The 16,765-nt window shown below is 69.8% G+C and carries 16 protein-coding genes and 1 other RNA gene; 7 read left to right on the top strand and 10 right to left on the bottom strand.

From position 1 onward, the window contains the following. Positions 1 to 27: 27 nt before the first annotated feature. Positions 28 to 1,503 carry a sodium:solute symporter family protein gene (locus tag CLU95_RS18975; protein ID WP_099795040.1) on the bottom strand — a complete coding sequence of 492 codons (1,476 nt, stop codon included), beginning with the start codon at positions 1,501 to 1,503 and terminating at the stop codon, positions 28 to 30. Further along, positions 1,500 to 1,727 carry a DUF3311 domain-containing protein gene (locus tag CLU95_RS18970; protein WP_099795039.1) on the bottom strand — a complete coding sequence of 76 codons (228 nt, stop codon included), beginning with the start codon at positions 1,725 to 1,727 and terminating at the stop codon, positions 1,500 to 1,502. Before CLU95_RS18970 ends, CLU95_RS18975 begins: the two co-directional genes overlap by 4 nt. A 167-nt stretch (positions 1,728 to 1,894) precedes the next feature. On the opposite strand from CLU95_RS18970, the gene CLU95_RS18965 reads away from it, so the two are divergent. The 3 genes from CLU95_RS18965 to CLU95_RS18955 all read left to right on the top strand — a co-directional run bounded on the left by CLU95_RS18965 (position 1,895) and on the right by CLU95_RS18955 (position 4,577). Further along, a complete protein-coding gene (locus CLU95_RS18965; protein WP_099795038.1) occupies positions 1,895 to 2,668 on the top strand; it encodes a GntR family transcriptional regulator in 774 nt (257 codons plus the stop codon). Positions 2,669 to 2,748: 80 nt separating this feature from the next. After that, the gene (locus CLU95_RS18960; protein ID WP_099795037.1) at positions 2,749 to 3,696 is read left to right on the top strand and encodes a DMT family transporter; all 948 of its coding nucleotides are present in this window, start codon (positions 2,749 to 2,751) and stop codon (positions 3,694 to 3,696) included. Between the two features lie 50 nt (positions 3,697 to 3,746). Next, positions 3,747 to 4,577: a TorF family putative porin gene (locus tag CLU95_RS18955; RefSeq protein ID WP_099795036.1), complete on the top strand. Its 831-nt coding sequence runs from the start codon at positions 3,747 to 3,749 to the stop codon at positions 4,575 to 4,577. On the opposite strand, the gene CLU95_RS18950 is transcribed toward CLU95_RS18955, so the two are convergent. After that, positions 4,578 to 5,582, bottom strand: coding sequence for a Bug family tripartite tricarboxylate transporter substrate binding protein (locus CLU95_RS18950; RefSeq protein ID WP_099795035.1), 1,005 nt, complete (start codon positions 5,580 to 5,582; stop codon positions 4,578 to 4,580). A 110-nt stretch (positions 5,583 to 5,692) separates the two neighbouring features. On the opposite strand from CLU95_RS18950, the gene CLU95_RS18945 reads away from it, so the two are divergent. The 3 genes from CLU95_RS18945 (at position 5,693) to CLU95_RS18935 (ending at position 8,760) form a co-directional block, all read left to right on the top strand. Further along, on the top strand, positions 5,693 to 7,375 hold the full coding sequence (locus tag CLU95_RS18945; RefSeq protein WP_099795034.1) for an MBL fold metallo-hydrolase: 1,683 nt from the start codon (positions 5,693 to 5,695) through the stop codon (positions 7,373 to 7,375). After that, complete coding sequence (locus CLU95_RS18940) at positions 7,372 to 8,100, top strand: RNA pseudouridine synthase (protein ID WP_099795033.1); 729 nt, start codon at positions 7,372 to 7,374, stop codon at positions 8,098 to 8,100. The genes CLU95_RS18945 and CLU95_RS18940 overlap by 4 nt, the downstream gene beginning before the upstream one ends. Positions 8,101 to 8,184: 84 nt before the next feature. Continuing rightward, positions 8,185 to 8,760, top strand: a complete 576-nt coding sequence (locus CLU95_RS18935) for a hypothetical protein (protein WP_099795032.1) — start codon at positions 8,185 to 8,187, stop codon at positions 8,758 to 8,760. 15 nt (positions 8,761 to 8,775) lie between these two features. Here CLU95_RS18935 and CLU95_RS18930 read toward each other — a convergent pair whose 3' ends face one another. From CLU95_RS18930 to CLU95_RS18900, 7 genes are all read right to left on the bottom strand, one after another. Then, positions 8,776 to 10,266, bottom strand: coding sequence for an efflux transporter outer membrane subunit (locus CLU95_RS18930; protein WP_099795031.1), 1,491 nt, complete (start codon positions 10,264 to 10,266; stop codon positions 8,776 to 8,778). After that, on the bottom strand, positions 10,263 to 11,174 hold the full coding sequence (locus CLU95_RS18925) for an efflux RND transporter periplasmic adaptor subunit (RefSeq protein WP_099795030.1): 912 nt from the start codon (positions 11,172 to 11,174) through the stop codon (positions 10,263 to 10,265). The genes CLU95_RS18930 and CLU95_RS18925 overlap by 4 nt, the downstream gene beginning before the upstream one ends. Before the next feature lie 37 nt (positions 11,175 to 11,211). Further along, positions 11,212 to 11,418, bottom strand: a complete 207-nt coding sequence (locus CLU95_RS18920; protein WP_099795029.1) for a DUF1656 domain-containing protein — start codon at positions 11,416 to 11,418, stop codon at positions 11,212 to 11,214. Beyond that, positions 11,415 to 13,526: an FUSC family protein gene (locus CLU95_RS18915; RefSeq protein ID WP_099795028.1), complete on the bottom strand. Its 2,112-nt coding sequence runs from the start codon at positions 13,524 to 13,526 to the stop codon at positions 11,415 to 11,417. The genes CLU95_RS18920 and CLU95_RS18915 overlap by 4 nt, the downstream gene beginning before the upstream one ends. Continuing rightward, on the bottom strand, positions 13,527 to 13,985 hold the full coding sequence (locus CLU95_RS18910; protein WP_099797380.1) for a MarR family winged helix-turn-helix transcriptional regulator: 459 nt from the start codon (positions 13,983 to 13,985) through the stop codon (positions 13,527 to 13,529). 159 nt (positions 13,986 to 14,144) lie between these two features. Next, an RNA gene (gene rnpB, locus CLU95_RS18905) (RNase P RNA component class A) lies at positions 14,145 to 14,513 on the bottom strand. A 23-nt stretch (positions 14,514 to 14,536) separates the two neighbouring features. After that, entirely contained in the window at positions 14,537 to 15,577 is a 1,041-nt protein-coding gene (locus CLU95_RS18900; RefSeq protein WP_180288642.1) for a molybdopterin-binding oxidoreductase, read from the bottom strand. A gap of 221 nt (positions 15,578 to 15,798) precedes the next feature. Between CLU95_RS18900 and cysK the strand changes: the two genes are divergently transcribed. Next, on the top strand, positions 15,799 to 16,719 hold the full coding sequence (gene cysK, locus CLU95_RS18890; protein WP_099795026.1) for a cysteine synthase A: 921 nt from the start codon (positions 15,799 to 15,801) through the stop codon (positions 16,717 to 16,719). Positions 16,720 to 16,765: the final 46 nt, after the last annotated feature.

Below are 16,765 nucleotides of genomic sequence, written 5' to 3'. Positions count from 1 at the left end.
CGTGGGTCAGAGGCAAGGGAAGACCGGTCAGGCGGGTTGCGCCGCCACGGTGCGCGGCAGCATGCGCGGCGTGCACAGCGCCACCGCCACGAAGACCAGCGCGTTGACCGCCAGCGCCACCAGCCCGGTGTTGAGCGACTTGAAGACGACGGGCGCCGACGGGAACAGCGTGCCGAGGTTCGCGCCGGTGGTCATCGTGAAGGCCAGCACCGCACCGCCCGCGAGGATGCCCGCAAAGGCGGCGTGCTTGCTGCCGAAGGGTTTCTTCATGAGGCTGAACAGCAGCGAGGGCAGCAGCTGCGTGAGCAGGCTCGACGCGAAGATGGCCACGGCCACGATGGTGGTGCCGCCGCGCAGCACGAAGTACACCGCCACCAATGCGAACACGGGCAGCACGCCGCGCGCCACGCGCGAGACCTGCTTGTCGGTGGCGTTGTGGGCGAAGCCTTCCTTGTAGACGTTCTTTCCGATCACTGTCGAAGCGGTGAGCAAGATCATCGAGCCCGGCACCAGTGCGGTGAGCACGCCCGTGCCGCCGATGACACCGACGAACCACGGGTCGAAGGTGTGCTTCACGAGGCCGAACAGGGCCAGGTCGACCTCGGAGCCCTTGAGCCCCGGCACCTGCAGGATGGCCGCGAAGCCCACCAGGAACAGGAAGGCGATGACCACCTGGTACAGCGGCATCAGGATGGTGTTGCGGCGCACCGCGCTCGCGCTGCGGGCGGCATACACCGAGGTCAGGTTGAACGGGTACAGGTAGTAGCCGAGCGCCGTGAGCAGGATGGTCGAGTTGTACCAGGTGAGGTTCAGGCCCTCTTTCGGAAACTCGAAGAAGCTGGGGTTGGCCGCGTGGATGGCGCTGAACATCGGCGTGACGCCGCCGTAGTAGTGCCACGGCAGGTACACGCCCAGGAACACGGCGAGCACGAGGATCAGGATGTCCTTCACGATGGCGATGCTGGCCGAGCCGTGGATGCCCGAGAACAGGATGTAGCTGACCATCACGACGGTGCCGATCCAGATCGCCACCTGCGGCGCGATGGAGCCGTACGAGGCCTCCGACACGATGATGCCCAGCCCGCGCAGCTGGATGGTGAGCAGCGCCACCATGCCCATGAGCGCCACGATGGACACCAGCACGCCGAGCGGGCGGCTGTTGTACTTGTGGGCGAAGAAGTCGGAGAACGACACCAGCTTGTGCGCGGTGGCGTAGCGCCAGATGGCGGGCAGCATCCAGAAGGCCATGAGGTAGGCCAGGCCGCCGTAGGCCAGGATGTAGAAGGCCGGCGAGCCCTTGCTGTACGACCAGCCGCTGGCGCCCAGGAAGGTGAAGGTCGAGAACGACTCGCCCGCCATGAGCAGGAACACCATGATCGTGCCCAGCCCGCGCCCGCCGAGCGCCCATTGCTCCAGGCTCATGGTGCGCCCGCGCCGCGCGAGCACGGCCAGGCCGAGTGCGCCGGCCACGAAGAGCGCGATCACGCCGAGTGCGGCGTTCATCGCGCGTCTCCTGCGGCTTGGGCAGCCTGCGCGTCCTGCGCATCGAGGTCGCCTTCGGCGCGGTCGATGACCACCATGATGAGCGAGGTCAGCACCAGCCAGCTCACGTTCCAGACCATCAGGAAGGGCATGCCGAGCACGAAGGTGGGCGCGACGGACGACAGCCATCCCCCGCTGAAGAAGGCGGCGACCGGCAGCAGGGCCAGCCATTTGGCGAGTTTCATGGGATGTCTCTGTGTGTCTGGGTGGTTGGAAATTCGATCTTCCTTTGGTTAACCATTTTAAATATTTTGGTTAACCAAACGGCGCGAATGGTACGGAGCCGGGCGGGCCGCGTCAATCCGGGGGCTTTCCCGGAGGCGGCGGGGTGCAGGCAATAATCCGCAGGCCCATGCCAGCCGCCACCCGCCGATCCACCGCGCCCAACCCTTCGACCGAACCCATCGAGTCCGCTGACGACGCGAACGTGGACGAGCGCGTCTACGCCGCCGTGTCCAAGGCGCTGCTCAGCGGCAAGCTGCGCCCGGGCACGCCGCTGCGCGAGCGCGCGCTGGCCGAGGCGCTGGGCTGCACGCGCGGCGCGGTGCGCAAGGTGCTGGCACGGCTGGGCTCCGAAAAGCGCTTGGTGCTGGAACACAACCGCGGCGCCTTCGTGCCCAACCCGTCGATCGAGGACATGCGCGGCATCTACCGCGCGCGCCGCATCGTGGAAGCCGGGCTGGTGACCACGCTGTTCGGCACGCTGGCGCGCGACCAGGTGGCTGCGCTGCGCAAGCACGTGCAGGCGGAGCAGAAGGCGTTCAAGGAAGGCCGGCGCGAGGATGCGATTCGCCTGGCGGGCGACTTCCACCTGCTGCTGGCGCAGATGGCGGGCAGCGACGAACTGCTGTCGTACATCCGGCGGCTGATTGCGAACACCGAGCTCTACAAGGCGCTGTACGACTCGGCCGAGGCCGCGAGCTGCGCGCCGCGCGAGCACGAACAGATCATCGAAGCGCTCATGGGCGATTCGCTCGACGCCGCACTGGCCGTGGCGCTGGAACACCTGGACGAGCTGGAGCAGCGCGTGATCGCGGGAGCGGCGGCGGAGCAGGAAGTCGACCTGGCGGCGCTGCTGAATGGCGACGCGCCGGCGCGAAGCCACGGGCACGATCACAGCCACTGAGGCTTTCGCGCGCACGTTTCGCCGACATTTCGTTCATCAGCGAAGTGTCGAGAGGCCGGTCTCGCGAAGATCGGCGCACCATGCCAACGACCACGCGCGCCGCTTCAGGCCAACCCCACGCCCCTGCTTTCGAATGGGCGCTGCTCGCGGTGCTCGCGACCTGCTGGGGTGCCTCGTACACCTTCATCAAGATCGGCGTGGCGACGATCCCGCCGGTCACGCTGATCGCGGCGCGCACCCTGATCGCCGGGTTGCTGCTGCTCGCGGTGCTGCGCGTGCGCGGCGTGCATTTGCCGACAGACGGCGCGACATGGCGGCGCTTCGCGTTGCAAGCCTGCCTGAACAGCGTGCTGCCGTTCACGCTGATCGCGTGGGCCGAACGCAGCGTGGATGCGGGGTTGGCGACCATCCTCAACTCGACCTCGCCGATCTTCATCTTCCTGCTGGGGTGGGGCCTCGGCGGCTCGGGGAAGCCCACGCTGCAGCGCCTCTTCGGCGTGGGGGCGGGGCTGGCGGGCATCTGCCTGATCGTGGGCTTCGAGGCACTGCATGGGCTGGGGCATTCGCTGCTGGCACAGCTGGCGCTGGTGGTGGCGGCCGTCTGCTACGGCTGCGCCGCGATGTTCGGCCGCGTGTTCAAGGGCCTGGACCCGATGGTGCCTGCGGCCGGCTCGCTGTTGAGCGGCGCGGCGCTGCTCGTGCCCGCAAGCCTGGCGATCGACAGGCCCTGGGCGCTCGCCCCCTCGGCCGCATCGATGCTCGCCGTGCTGGCGCTGGCGGTGCTCTCGACCGCGCTGGCCTTCACGATCTACTTCCGGCTCATCAAGACGCTGGGGCCGATGTCGACCTCGGCACAGGCGTATCTGCGCGTGCCCATCGGCGTGACGATCGGCGTGGTGTTTCTGGGCGAGACGCTGGCGGCCACGGCGTGGGTCGGGCTGGCCTGCGTGGTGGTGGGCGTGGTCGCGATGACGATGCCCGACACACAACTTTTGCGCCGGGGCCTTCGTTTTTTACGCGGCCTTTAGACGCGCCCTTCTACGCTGCCGGCTCCTCCATCCGTTAGCGAATTCTTTCGATGAAACACCTCCTTCGCACCGCCTTGCCGGTGCTCGTTCTTCCCACCCTGTTCGCCCTGCCGATGCTCGCCAACGCGCAGCTCACGGGCAATGTGGCGCTGACCACGAACTACAAGTTCCGCGGCCAGGACCAGGACATGCTCGGCAAGAACGACTACGCCAAGACCCGCGGCTTCAAGCCCGCCGTGCAGGGCGGTTTCGACTACGCCTTCGGCGACAGCGGCTTCTACCTCGGCAACTGGAATTCGAGCGTCAACTGGCTCAAGGGCAACAGCCTGGAGAGCGACCTGTACGGTGGCTACAAGTTCAAGGCCGGCCCGCTCGACATGGACGTGGGCGCGCTCACCTACCTGTACCCGGGCAATTCGACGGGGAACACGACGGAGCTGTACACCAGCGCGGGCTACAGCGACGCCACGCTTGGCTCGTTCACGCTGAAGTACTCGCACACGGTGTCGAAAGACTACTTCGGCTACGCCGGCGCCAAGACCGGCTCGGGCCGCACGGGCCGCAACACCGGCTACCTGAACCTGGCCTACAGCAAGGAGATCGTGCCCAAGGTCACGCTGAAAGCGGCCGTGGGCTACACGAACATGTCGAGCGACATCCGCAGCCTGGGCTACAAAAGCTATGTGGACTACAACGTCGGCGCCACCTACGACTTCGGCAGCGGCCTCACGCTGACCGGCTCGGTGCAAGGTGCCAACAAGAAGAGTTCGTACGTTTCAGTGGCCAACCCGGGCTACGACGTCGGCTTCGGCACGGTCGGCCAGACGACCTACTCGCCGAACAAGGCCCGCTTCATCCTCACCCTGACCAAGACGCTGTGATCAGTCGATGCTGATGTTCGCCGCCTTGGCGACTTCGGCCCACTTCACGCGGTTGGCGTGCACGGTCTTCTTGAACTGCGCGGGCGACTCGATGCGCACGGTGTTGCCCTGGCTCTCGAAGCGCTCGCGGATCTCGGGCTGCTCGAGCACCGTCTTCACGGCGGCGTTGAGCTTGTCGACGATGTGCGCGTCGGTGCCCTTGGGCGCGAAGATGCCGAACCAGATGGCGCTGTCGAAGCCCTTGGTGCCGGGCAGGCCGCTGGAGGCGATAGTCGGCACTTCCTTCACGGCCGGCACGGCCGTGGCGGTGGTCACGCCCAGCAGGCGCACCTTGCCGGCCTTGTAGTGCGGCAGCACGGTCTGCACCTGGTTCATGATGCAGCAGGTTTCGCCGCGCACCACCGAGGTGATGGCCTCGGGGCCGCCCTTGTAGGGCACGTGGACCATGTTCAGGCCCAGGCGCGAGTTGAACTCGGCAAAGGCCATGTGCGTGCCCGCGCCGTTGCCGGTGGAGGCGTAGTTGTACTTGCCGGGGTTGGCCTTCACCAGCTCGACGAACTCCTTGAGCGTGCGCACGTTGATCACGTCGGGGTTGATGGTGAGCACGTTCGACACGTCGAGCACGGGCGCCACGGGCACGAAGTCGGCCTCCACGTCGAAGGGCAGCTTCTTGTACAGCGCGGCATTGCTGCCGTGCGTGGCGGCGGTGCCGAACGAGAGCGTGTAGCCGTCGGGCTTGGCATGCGCGACGTACTCGCTGGCGATGTTGCCGGCCGCGCCCGACTTGTAGTCGATGATCACGGGCTTGCCGAGCTGGCGCGACAGCGGCTCCTGGATGGCGCGGGCCACCACATCGACGCCCGAGCCGGCCGGGAAGCCCATGATCAGTGTGACGGGTTGTTGCGGCCAGTCGGGCTGGGCCAGCGCGAGGGTCGATGCGGCGGTGGTGCAGAGCAAGGCGCCGGCGGCCAGCAAGGCGCGACGCGAGAAGGGAGAATGGGCCATATCGGTCTTTCTTCGAGGCGGACGGTGCAGGCGCACATTGTGGCGCGCGGCTGATATCTGTTTGCACATGTGCTTATGCACCGCGCCCCTTGCCTCTCCATAATCGCTCCATGGTCCGCCCCACACAACAACTCCACGCCAATCGCGAGCCGGTGCCCGTGCGCGCCGCCGCCACCGTCCTGCTGCTGCGCGACACCGACGCCGGGCTCGAACTCCTCATGACCCGGCGCTCGGCCACCGCGAGCTTCGCGCCCGGTGCCTACGTTTTCCCGGGGGGCCACATCGACGCGGCCGACGCCGCCGCCGCACGCATTGCGGCGCGGCGCGCCACGCAAAGCACCACGCAACACACCCAAGCCATCGCCGCGATCCGCGAGGCCTTCGAAGAGCTGGGCATCCTGCTGGCCCGCCACGCCGACGGCCGCGCCGTGAGCGCCGACGAGGTCGCCGCGATGGACCGCAACGCCACCGCCGGCACGGCCTTCGCCGACCAGTGCGCGGCACGCGGCCTGGTGCTGTCGGCCGACGCCGTGTTCACCTTCGCGCACTGGATCACCGACCGCGACCTGCCCAAGCGCTTCGACGTGCCCTTCCTGGTGGCACGCATGCCCGAAGGCCAAGTGCCCACGGCCGACGAGAGCGAGCAGTTCGAGCCCTGCTGGGTGCGCCCGGCCGACGCGCTGGCGCGCCACGAGGCGGGCAGCTTCTTCATGATCTTCCCGACCATCCGCACGTTGCAGCGCATGGCGGCCTATGCATCGGTCGATGCGGTGCTCGCGGCCTGCGCGCCCATCGCCGGCGGCGAAGAAAAACCGCTGTGGACCAGCTGCCCGCGCGCCGGCCTGCTCAAGGGCGAGGACGCGCGCTACATGGAACACGAGTCGCCCTTCGGCGAGCTCGCGCTGGTGTGCCCCGACGGCCAGATCGCGCATGCGCTCGACTGGCAGAGCACGCAGCCCGTGGCGCTGCTGAAGAACGTGCAGCGCCTCACCGCACCCAACCCCAGCGCCATGACCGGCCCGGGCACCAACACCTACCTCGTGGGCGACGCGGCCACCGGCTACCTCGTGATCGACCCGGGCCCGAACGACGCGACGCACCTCGCGCGGCTGATCGAAGCCACGCAAGGCGACATCCGCCTCATCGTCTGCACGCACTCGCACGCCGACCACTCGCCGGGCGCCGCGCCGCTGCAGGCGCTGTGCGCTGCAGGGCGCAAGCCGCAGATCCTCGGGCTGTCGTCCGCGCCCACGGCACGTTCCACCGCGCGCTTCAGCGCCGAGCGCGAGCTGGCCGACGGCGAACGGCTGGTGCTCTCGGGCACCGCGCCCGACGGCACGCCACTCACGCACACGCTGCGCGCCATCCACACGCCCGGCCACGCGGCCAACCACCTGTGCCTGGTGCTCGAAGAAGACGGCCTGCTGTTCTCGGGCGACCACATCCTCAACGGCAGCACGACGGTGGTCGACCCGCCGGACGGCGACATGACGGCGTACCTCGAGTCGCTCGACAAGCTCGACGCGGCCTGCGCGGCCGGCGGCATCGACTTCATCCTGCCGGCGCACGGCTACGTGATCGGCTTTGCGCGCACGGCCATCGCGCACCTGAAGGCGCACCGCCTGAAACGCGAAGCCAAGATCGCCGCCGCGATGCAGCGGCTGCCCGAAGGCACGCCCGAGCAGTGGCTGCCGCTCGCCTACGACGACGTGCCCGAGCGCATGTGGCCGGTGGCGGCGCGGTCGCTGGCGGCGCACGTGGCGCGCATCCGTCAACTGGCGGACGCGCGATGAACCGCTCGAACCGCCCCTCTGCGCCCGGCGACGAAGGCGTGCGCCTGGCCAAGCGCGTGGCCGCCATGGCCCAGGTGTCGCGCCGCGAGGCCGAACTGCTGATCGAGAACGGCGCGGTGCGCGTCGACGGCGTGCCCGCCCTGCTGCCGCAGTCGCGCGTGCAGGCGCACCAGCAGGTCGAGATCGCGGCCGGCGCGCGGCCCGAGCCGATCGTGCCGGTGACGCTGGTGCTCTACAAGCCCGCCGGCATGCCGACCGACAACGCCCACCAGCTGCTGGTGGCCGCGAATCACCACGACCCCGAACGCGAGGGCCAGCGCTTCCTGCCGGCGCATGTGCGCGGGCAACGCTGCATGACGCCGCTCGAAACCGGCGCCAGCGGCCTCGTGGCCTACACGCAGGAGTTCCGCATCGAGCGCAAGCTGCAGGAAGACGCGGGCATCCTCGAACATGAAGTGATGGTCGATGTGGCCGGCCCGGTCGGGCCTGAAATACTGGCGCGGCTGGAGCGTTCGCCCGCGCGCGTGAGCATCGGCCGCCAGGCCGACGACCAGACCGGTCTGCGCTTTGCACTGAAGGGCGCGCGGCCCGGGCAGATCGCGAACATCTGCGACACCGTGGGCCTGCGCATCGTCGCGATGCGGCGTTTGCGCATCGGCCGCGTGCCGCTGGCCGGGCTGCAGCCGGGACAGTGGCGCTACCTGGCGCCGCACGAGCGTTTTTGAGAGCGGCTTGAGGACGACGAGGCAGCACCGCAAACTGCCACCTGAAGACAGCGGCCCGCGCCGCACACGGGAGATTCCAGCACCATGAAGTTCGGCACACCGATCCGCACCCTGGCCTGCACCCTGCCCCTGACACTGCTGGCGGGCTGCAGCTACCTCTCCGGCCTGCTGTCCACGGACGAACCGGCTGCCTCGCCGCCCGCAGCGACAGCCCAACCCGCGACCCCACCCACCGTGGTTTCGAAAGACGGCCTCGCGCCGATCACCGCGGTGCAGGTCGATCGCATCCGCGAAGCCGTCGGCGGCAAGCCCCCGAGCCCCGCGGTGGGCAAGGTGGTGGGGAGCGCGTCGCCGACCATCGAATCCTTCCTGCGCACCGAAGGCTGCATCACGGCGCGCAATGGCGCGGTGCTCAACCCCTTCGCGGCGCCCGGCCGGCTGTTCGACGGCACGGGCTTCCAGGGCGGGCCGATGGCTGAGATGCAGTACCACGACAAGACCGCCTGCGTGACGGTGCAGCGCATCCAGAACTGGAAGCTGGTGTCGCCCCGGCTGCTGCGCTTCGAGGTGGTCTACGTGGGCGACGACGGCGAGGAGCGCGCCGTCAAGCGCCACGAGCTGACGCGCCAGCCCAAGGGCGGCTGGCTGTTCACGCGCTGAGCGAGCGCGTGCCGCTCAGCGGACGGTCGTGGCGGGCTTGCCTTGATCGGCGTGCGCGAGCGCGTCGTCCGCCGGCTCCCAGCCACCGCCGAGCGCCATGAACAGCACGACCTGGTCGTCGGCCAGTTGCGCTTCGCTGGCCGCCAATGCGGCATCGGCGCCGGCCAATGCGCGTTCGGCGTCGAGCGTGTCGAGGTAGGCCGTGCGGCCGTTGCGGTACAGCTGGCGCGCCTGCGCGGCGACCTTGGCGCTTTCGTCGCGCGAGGCCTGCAGCGCGGCGCGGCGGTCGAGTTCGCGGGCGTAGGTGCCGAGCGCGGTCTCGGTCTCGCGCAGCGCGGTCAGCACGGTGCCGTCGAACTTGGCGAGCGCGGCGCGCGTGCCCGCCTCGGCCTGCGCGATGCGGGCCTGCGCGGCGCCGGTGTTGGGCACGGTCCACGAGATCAGCGGGCCGACGCTCCAGGCCAGCGTGTCCTGCCGGCCGAAGCCGGTGGCATGGCCGGCCGACGAGCCCGACAGACCCAGCGTCACCTTCGGATAGAGGTCGGCCGTGGCGACGCCGATGCGCGCGGTCGATGCGGCGAGGCTGCGCTCGGCCTGGCGGATGTCGGGCCGGCGGCGCAGCAGCGCGGCGCCGTCGCCCACCGGCAGTGCGCCGGCCACGCGCGGCGCCGTGGTGCAGTCGGCCACCTCGCGCGGAAAGTCTTGCGGCAGTGCGCCGGTGAGCGTGGCCAGCCGATAGAGCGCGCCCTGACGCTGGGCCTTCAGCGGCGGCAGTGCGGCATCGAGCTGCGCGAGCTGGGCGCGCGCGCGGCCGGCGTCGATGGCGCCGGCGCGGCCCGCGCGTTGCAGGCGCTCGGTGACATTCACGGCGTCTTGTTGCAGCGCGACCGACTTCTGCGCAATCTGCAGCCGCAGGCCGGCCGAGCAGGCCTCGGCATAGGCGCGCGCGGTGCCCGCCGCGACGTTCACGCGCACGAGGTCGAGCGCGGCTTCGGCGGCCTGGCTGTTGGCGGCCGAGGCCTCGATGGCGCGGCGGATCTGGCCGAACAGGTCGACCTGGTACGACAGCGACGCACCCGCGCTGTAGTTGAAGGTGTTCGGCGGCTCGTAGCCCTTCTGCAGCAGCGACAGGCCCGAGACATGGCCGAACGACGGCCCGCCGTTGACGCCGATCGTGGGGTACTTGGCGCCGGCCACTTCGGTTTCGATGGCGCGTTCGCGCTCGAGGTTGGCCACGGCCTGGCGCAGGTCGGTGTTGTGCGCGAGCGCCTGGGTGACGAGCCGGTCGAGCAGCGGGTCGTGGTACAGGCGCCACCAGTGCGCGGGCAGCGGCGCGGCGTGGGCCGGTGCTTCGGCGAAGGGCTTGGCGGCAGCGGGCTGGCTGGCCAGTGCTTCGGGCGGCTGCTGGTAGTCGGGGCCGACCGCCGCGCAGGCCGCGAGTCCGGCCGCGATCGCCGTGAGGGCGAGCGAGGCCATACGAAAGGCGAAGCGGGTCATGGCGGTCATCCCTTCTTCGGCGTGGCGGTGTCGCGTTCGAGCACCTGCACCGTGACCGTCTGGCCGGCCACGAGGCGCGCGCCGTCGGGCAGCGGGTCGAGCTTCACGCGCACCGGGATGCGCTGCGCCAGCCGCACCCAGTTGAAGGTCGGGTTCACGCTGGGCAGCAGGTTGGCGCTGGTGGAGCGGTCGCGGTCGGCGATGCCGGCGGCCACGCTGTCGACCGCGCCTTCGAGCACCGCGCCACCGCCCATCGGCGTCACGCGCACGCGGTCGCCCAGGTGGATGCGCGGCAGCTTGGTTTCTTCGAAGTAGCCCTCGACGTAGAACGACTGCGCATCGACCAGCGCGAGCACCGGGTGGCCGGCGGCGGCGTAGCTGCCCTGGCGCAGGTCGAGGTTGGTGACGAGGCCGTCGGCCGGTGCGCGCACTTCGGCACGCTGCAGGTTCAGGCGCGCCGCATCGAGCGCCACCTCGGCCTGCGCGACAGCAGCTTGGGCCTGCTCGACGCGGGCGCGGGTCTGTTCGCGCGACTCCTTCGACACCAGGTCGTCGAGCCCCGTGTTGCGCGCGTTCTCGCGCTGGGCCTGGGCGCTCACGGCGCGCTGCGCGGCGAGCGCGGCCTGCGCCTGGCGCACGGCGAGGTCGTAGCGCGCGCGGTCGACCTCGAACAGCAGCGTGCCGGCGGCGACCGACTGGTTGTCGCGGATCGGCACGGCCGTGACGAGGCCCGAGACGTCGGGCGCGATCTGAACCACGTTGGCGCGCACGCGGCCGTCGCGCGTCCACGGCGAGAGTTCGTAGTGGTCCCACAGGCGAAAGCCCGCCCAGACGGCGACGGCCACCACGGCCACGGTGAGAAGAACGCGCAGCAGGCTCTGGGCCCGGGGGTTGTCTGCGAAGGGGTTGGCTTTCATGGGAATCTCTGTGGTGTTTGGGTTGTCATTGCAGGCGTCATTGCAGGTGTGCCGTGAGGCGGCTCAGGCCGTACAGCAGCAGCAGGTACAGCGCCATGTCGAACAGCGCCGGGTGCCACACCCAGCGGTACAGGCCGGTGGCGGCGAGCAGCCGGCGCACGCCCCACAGGGCGAGCAGCGCGGCGGCGGCCAGCAGCATGAGCCAGGGCACGTAGAGCCCGTAGAAACTGGCTTCGCCGATCATGCGGAAGCTCCTTGCGGTGAAGAGGACACGGACACGGCTGCGAGCGAAGGCGGTGCGTCGGGGAACAGGTTGCGGCGCAGGCCGACCAGTGCGGTGACGGCGGCGCGCGACGCGGTGGAGGTGTCGCGTGCAGCGAGCACGGCGGCCAATGCTTCATCGATCTGCGGCAGCAGTGCCGCCGGTCGCGGCGCCATGCGGCCTTCGCCGCGCTGGCGGAAGAAGCGCGCGATGCCGCCGAGCAGCGCGGCCGAGGTGGCCATCGGCAGCTGGGCGCGCACGCGCTGCAGCACGGCGATGTCGGCGCCCATGCGCAGGTCGCGCAGCGCGTCGTTGGCGGCCACGCCTTCGACGGTGCCACCGGCCTGCGCGATGCGCGGCGCCAGCAGGCCGATGCGGTCGAGCATGCGCACGGCATAGGCGTCGCTCTGCGCGTACTGCGGCTGGGCCGACGCGGCCATGTCGCCGAGTTCACGCCAGGTGGCGCGCTGGATGCGGCGCGCGCTCCAGTCGGCGCCCACCGAACGCACGAGGCGCGTGACGCGCGCTGCGACCACCACGCCGACGACCTGGCCGATCATGCTGTTGATGAAGCTCACGAGGTCGGCGCTGGCGGTGTCGTGCATCGCGAGCGTGCCCGACACGCCGAAGACCAGCGCCATCGCGGCCATGAAGTGCGTCGGGCGCGGCAGGTACAGGCCCAGCAGCAAAAAGAGCGGCGCGCAGATGACGACCAGCATGCCGAAGTCCTGCACCGTGGGCATGAGCACGAGCACGTAGACGGCCGAGATCGGAATGGACCACAGCGTCCACTTCAGGAAACCGTGGATCGCCGGCACCGGGTCGTCCATGGTCGCGAAGAAGCAGCAGAAGACCGCGGCCATCATGGTGGCGGCCGAGCCCATGGTCCAGCCCGTGAGGATCCAGAACGCACCGCACAGGCAGATGGCGATGACGGCCGCGAGCGCCGAGAGCAGCGCCATGCCGTGGTCGCGGTGCATCGCGCGATGGCCGAGCGCGGCCGTGCGGCGCAGCGGCGCGCCGCCCTTCAGGCCTTCGTCGATGTCGCGGCGCAGCTGGGCGCAGGCGGTCCAGCCGTCGACCAGTTCTTCGAGCCGGCCCGCGAGGCCGATGCGCAGCGCGCGGGCCCAGGGGCTGAGCCCCGTGTCCTGCGCGGTGCCCAGCGTGCCGATCGCCTGGCGCAGCGCCTGCAGGCGGGCCGATGCGTCGACGGCCGGGTCGCTTTCGTCGCGCAGCCATTGCGCGGCCAGCGCCAGCACGGCGGTGACGTCGGGCGCGAGGCGGCCTTCGGCTTGCGCCAGCGCCTGCAGCCGGTCTTCGACGGCCGACAGCGCGGGCGTGAGTGCCGCCACGCGGTCCTGCATGGCGCGGATGGCGCCAGCGGTCCAGCGCAGGTGCGTGGTGTCGAAGGGCACGTGGGTAGAGAGCAGGCGCAGCTGCGTGATGTCGCCCGCGAGGCGGCGGCGGTCGTCGTCCAGGCGCTTGGGGTCGGCGTCCTTGGGGGTGCTGCGGTCGCCGGGCTGGAACAGGTCGCCGATCCACTGGCGCGCGTCTTTCAGCGTGCGGTCGAGCAGGCCCAGCACGGTAGGCGCGAGCCCCGTGGGCAGCACGAGGCTGTGGACCAGCGTGGCGCACAGGATGCCCAGGCCGATTTCTTCCACGCGCGCCACGGCGGTGTCGAACAGCACGAGCGGCGTCTGCACCGACGGAAAGCCGATCAGCGCCGCCGTGTAGCCGGCGAGCATGAAGACGTACGAGCGCGGCGTGCGGTCGAGCAGCGAGATGTACAGGCACAGCCCGACCCACAGCGCGAGCACCAGCGTGAGCAGCTCGGGCGCGTTGGACAGCGCGGGCACCATGAGCACGGTGGCGACGCTGCCGATGAGCGTGCCGCAGAAGCGGAACACCGCCTTGGAGCGCACGGCGCCGGCCAGCGGATGGGCGACGACGTAGGTGGTCATGAGCGCCCAGAACGGGCGCGGCAGGCCGGCGCGGCTGGCCAGGTACATCGCCAGCATCGCGGCGGCGAAGCTCTTGACGGAAAAGAGAACTTCCGCGCGGGTGAAGCGCGGCAACGCCAACACTGACATCTACTGGCCGCGCCCTTCCTGCGTCAGGCTCTGCATGCCGGAGGCACTGCGGCCGAGCTTGGCCTCGAGCGCGCCGAAGACGCGCAAGGTAGCGGCGATGTCCTCGTCGGGAATGCCTTCGAACAGCGCGGCGCGCATCTGGCGCAGCGCGGCCTCGATGGGCTCGCAGACGGCGCGGCCGGCGGCCGTGAGGTGCAGCGTCTTGGCGCGGCGGTCGGCCGGGTCTTCGCGGCGCTCGACCAGGCCGGCCTCGACCAGTTGGTCGAGCGAGCGCACCAGCGACGGCCCTTCGATGCCCAGCGCCTCCGCCACCGTGCCTTGGCGCACGCCGTCTTCCATGCGCCCGAGCACCACGACCGGCCAGGCCAGCGTCTGCGACAGGCCGACGTGCGCCACCGCCTTGTCTGCCCCCGCGCGGTAGCCGCGCTGGAGCACCGACAGCGAGGTGCCGAGCCGCATCAGCGCGTGTTCGCGCAGCGGGGAGAGGGGTTCGGAGTCGGCCACGGCGTTATCAATTAGTTAGCTTGCTAACAATTGTACGGGTTTCTACCGAGTCTTGCATGCGACCGCGCATGTCGTCAGCGCGCGGCCCAAAGAAAAAGGGGGAGAGAAAGAAAAGTGTGAAGCTCGCCGATAAGCCGGATTCTGTGCACCGGAACCCTCTTGCGAAGACCCCGGCGTGACCGCCATTACTCTGGGCCGTTTGTCGCCAAACGGCTCGATGCCACCTACCCGCCAGCTCAGCGGAACCACCTCAATACTGGCCTACTTGGTGTTGCTGCGCGCAGAGATTGCCCGTTTCACCCGAACTTAATCGGCTCGTCTCTGTTGCTCTGATCCTCACCTCACGGTGGAGAGTCGTTAACTCCTGCGCTGTCCTGTGCAGTCCGGACGTTCCTCCAGTGCGATCTTTCGACCCGATGCTGTTGCCCGAAGGCGCAGCGTCGTCCCTTTCGGGCTTGCACCAGCGGCGGTCTGGCGTGCTTCACGGCGCGATTATCGCCGCATCGCTACGGCGCCCCCGCCGCGAACACCTCGATGGCGACGAGGTTCGACACCGAACGGCTCTGTTTCACCTCGCCCGGCACCACGAGCCGCGCGAATCCGGCGCCCGTGAGGTCGACGCCGTTCATCTGGTAGGCCACCAGCGCGCCCTTAGCACCGAAGTTCGGATCGATCTCGCCCAGCGACACCGTGGCGCGGTAACCGTCGCTGCCGGTGGCGACCGCCACCATGCCCAGCGTGACGTTCTTCGGCGCGGCCGGCAGGCCCAGGCCGCTGAGCAGCGTCCAGAGGCTGACGCCGCGGTAGACGTTGGCGCCGATCGTCACATCGATCGCGGGCGTGAGGCCCTTGAGCGCCTGCAGGTCGAACTGCGCGGGCGTCTTCACCTGGCCCGACACGGCGAAGGTGGTCGAGACGCCGCCGCCGATGCCGGTGGCCGTGGCGGCGGGCGCCCGGACGTCGAGCCGCACGAGGTTGGACACATAGCGCCCGCCCTTCACGTCGCCCGGCGCAGTGACGCGGAACGGGCCGTCGGCCGCGCCCAGCGGGGCCGAAGCGCCGTCTTTCGTTTCGGCGTAAACCAGCAGGCTTGGCTTGTTGCCGTAGTCGGGGCTCAGCTCGCCGAGCGCGAAGGCCACCTGGTAGCCGTCGGCGCCGGTGGCCAGCACGTAGCGGCCAAGCAGGTCGTTCTTGCGCGCGGGGTCGGCCTGCAGGCCCGCGTCGTTCAGCAGCGACCACAGCGCGGTGCCCGTGTAGGTGTGGGTCTGCGGCCCGCTGCCGCTGGAGAAGTTGACAGTCTGCGTGACGGCGGCGCGCGCCGACAGGTCGGCCTCGGTGAAGGCCGCGGGGCGATCGACCGCGCCGCCCAGTTGCACGGCCGGTGCGGGTGCCGGCGCGGGCGGCGCAGGGGGTGGTGGCGCAGGCGCGGGCGCCGGTGCGGGCGCCGGCACGATCGGCGGGAACACCGCGCCGGCATCCGCCCCGCCGCCGCACCCGGCCAGCATCCACACAACCCCACCCCACACCAGGCTTCTGGACCACTGCATGCTCAAGTCTCCGTCTTCTCTATGTTTTGATCGACACAACGTGTGCCTCTTCATTCAAGGAATGAAAGGCACGGTAATGTACATCGCTGTATTTTCAAATGCATAGCGTGGCAATGTCAGACCAGCCAGCATGCCGACCGGCATCGCGCCAGGCGACAACCGCGCACGGCTGGTCTCACAATGCGCGCTGACCATCCGCCACTCGCATCCAAGGAGATTCCATGAAGGCCCAGAACATCCTCCAGACCATCGGCAACACGCCGCACATCCGCATCAACCGTCTGTTCGGTCACGCGAAGCAGCAGGTCTGGATCAAGTCGGAGCGCGCCAACCCCGGCGGCTCGATCAAGGACCGCATCGCGCTCGCGATGGTCGAAGACGCGGAGAAGAGCGGCGCGCTGAAACCCGGCGGCACGATCGTCGAGCCGACCTCGGGCAACACCGGCATCGGCCTGGCGATGGTCGCGGCCGTCAAGGGCTACAAGCTGATCCTGGTGATGCCCGACAGCATGTCGGTCGAGCGCCGCCGCCTGATGCTGGCCTACGGCGCCACCTTCGACCTCACGCCGCGCGCCGGCGGCATGAAGGCTTCCATCGCCCGCGCCGAGGAAATCGTGGCCGGCACGCCGGGCGCGTGGATGCCGCAGCAGTTCAACAACCCCGCGAACGTCGACGTGCACGTGCGCACCACGGCCGAAGAGATCGCGGCCGACTTTCCCGAGGGCATCGACGTGCTCATCACCGGCGTGGGCACGGGCGGCCACATCACGGGCGTGGCGCGGGTGCTCAAGAAGAAGTGGCCCAAGCTGCAGGTGTTCGCGGTGGAGCCCGTGGCCTCGCCCGTGATCTCGGGCGGCGCGCCGGCGCCCCACCCCATCCAGGGCATCGGCGCGGGCTTCATTCCGAAGAACCTCGACACCTCGCTGCTCGACGGCGTGCTGCAGGTCGACGCCGAACCCGCGCGCGAAATGGCGCGCCGCTGCGCGGTCGAGGAAGGCATCCTGGTCGGCATTTCGTCGGGCGCGACGCTCGCGGCCATCGCGCAGAAGCTGCCCTCGCTGGCGCCCGATGCGGTGGTGCTGGGCTTCAACTACGACACGGGCGAGCGCTACCTGTCGGTCGAGGGCTTCCTGCCCGCCTGATCCAGCTACAAGTTTCATAGCGCCCCAGGCGCTTAAAATCGTCGGT

This window comes from Variovorax sp. 54, assembly GCF_002754375.1.
Taxonomy (GTDB): Bacteria; Pseudomonadota; Gammaproteobacteria; order Burkholderiales; family Burkholderiaceae_C; genus Variovorax.
This window is presented reverse-complemented; position numbering and strand designations above follow the sequence as displayed.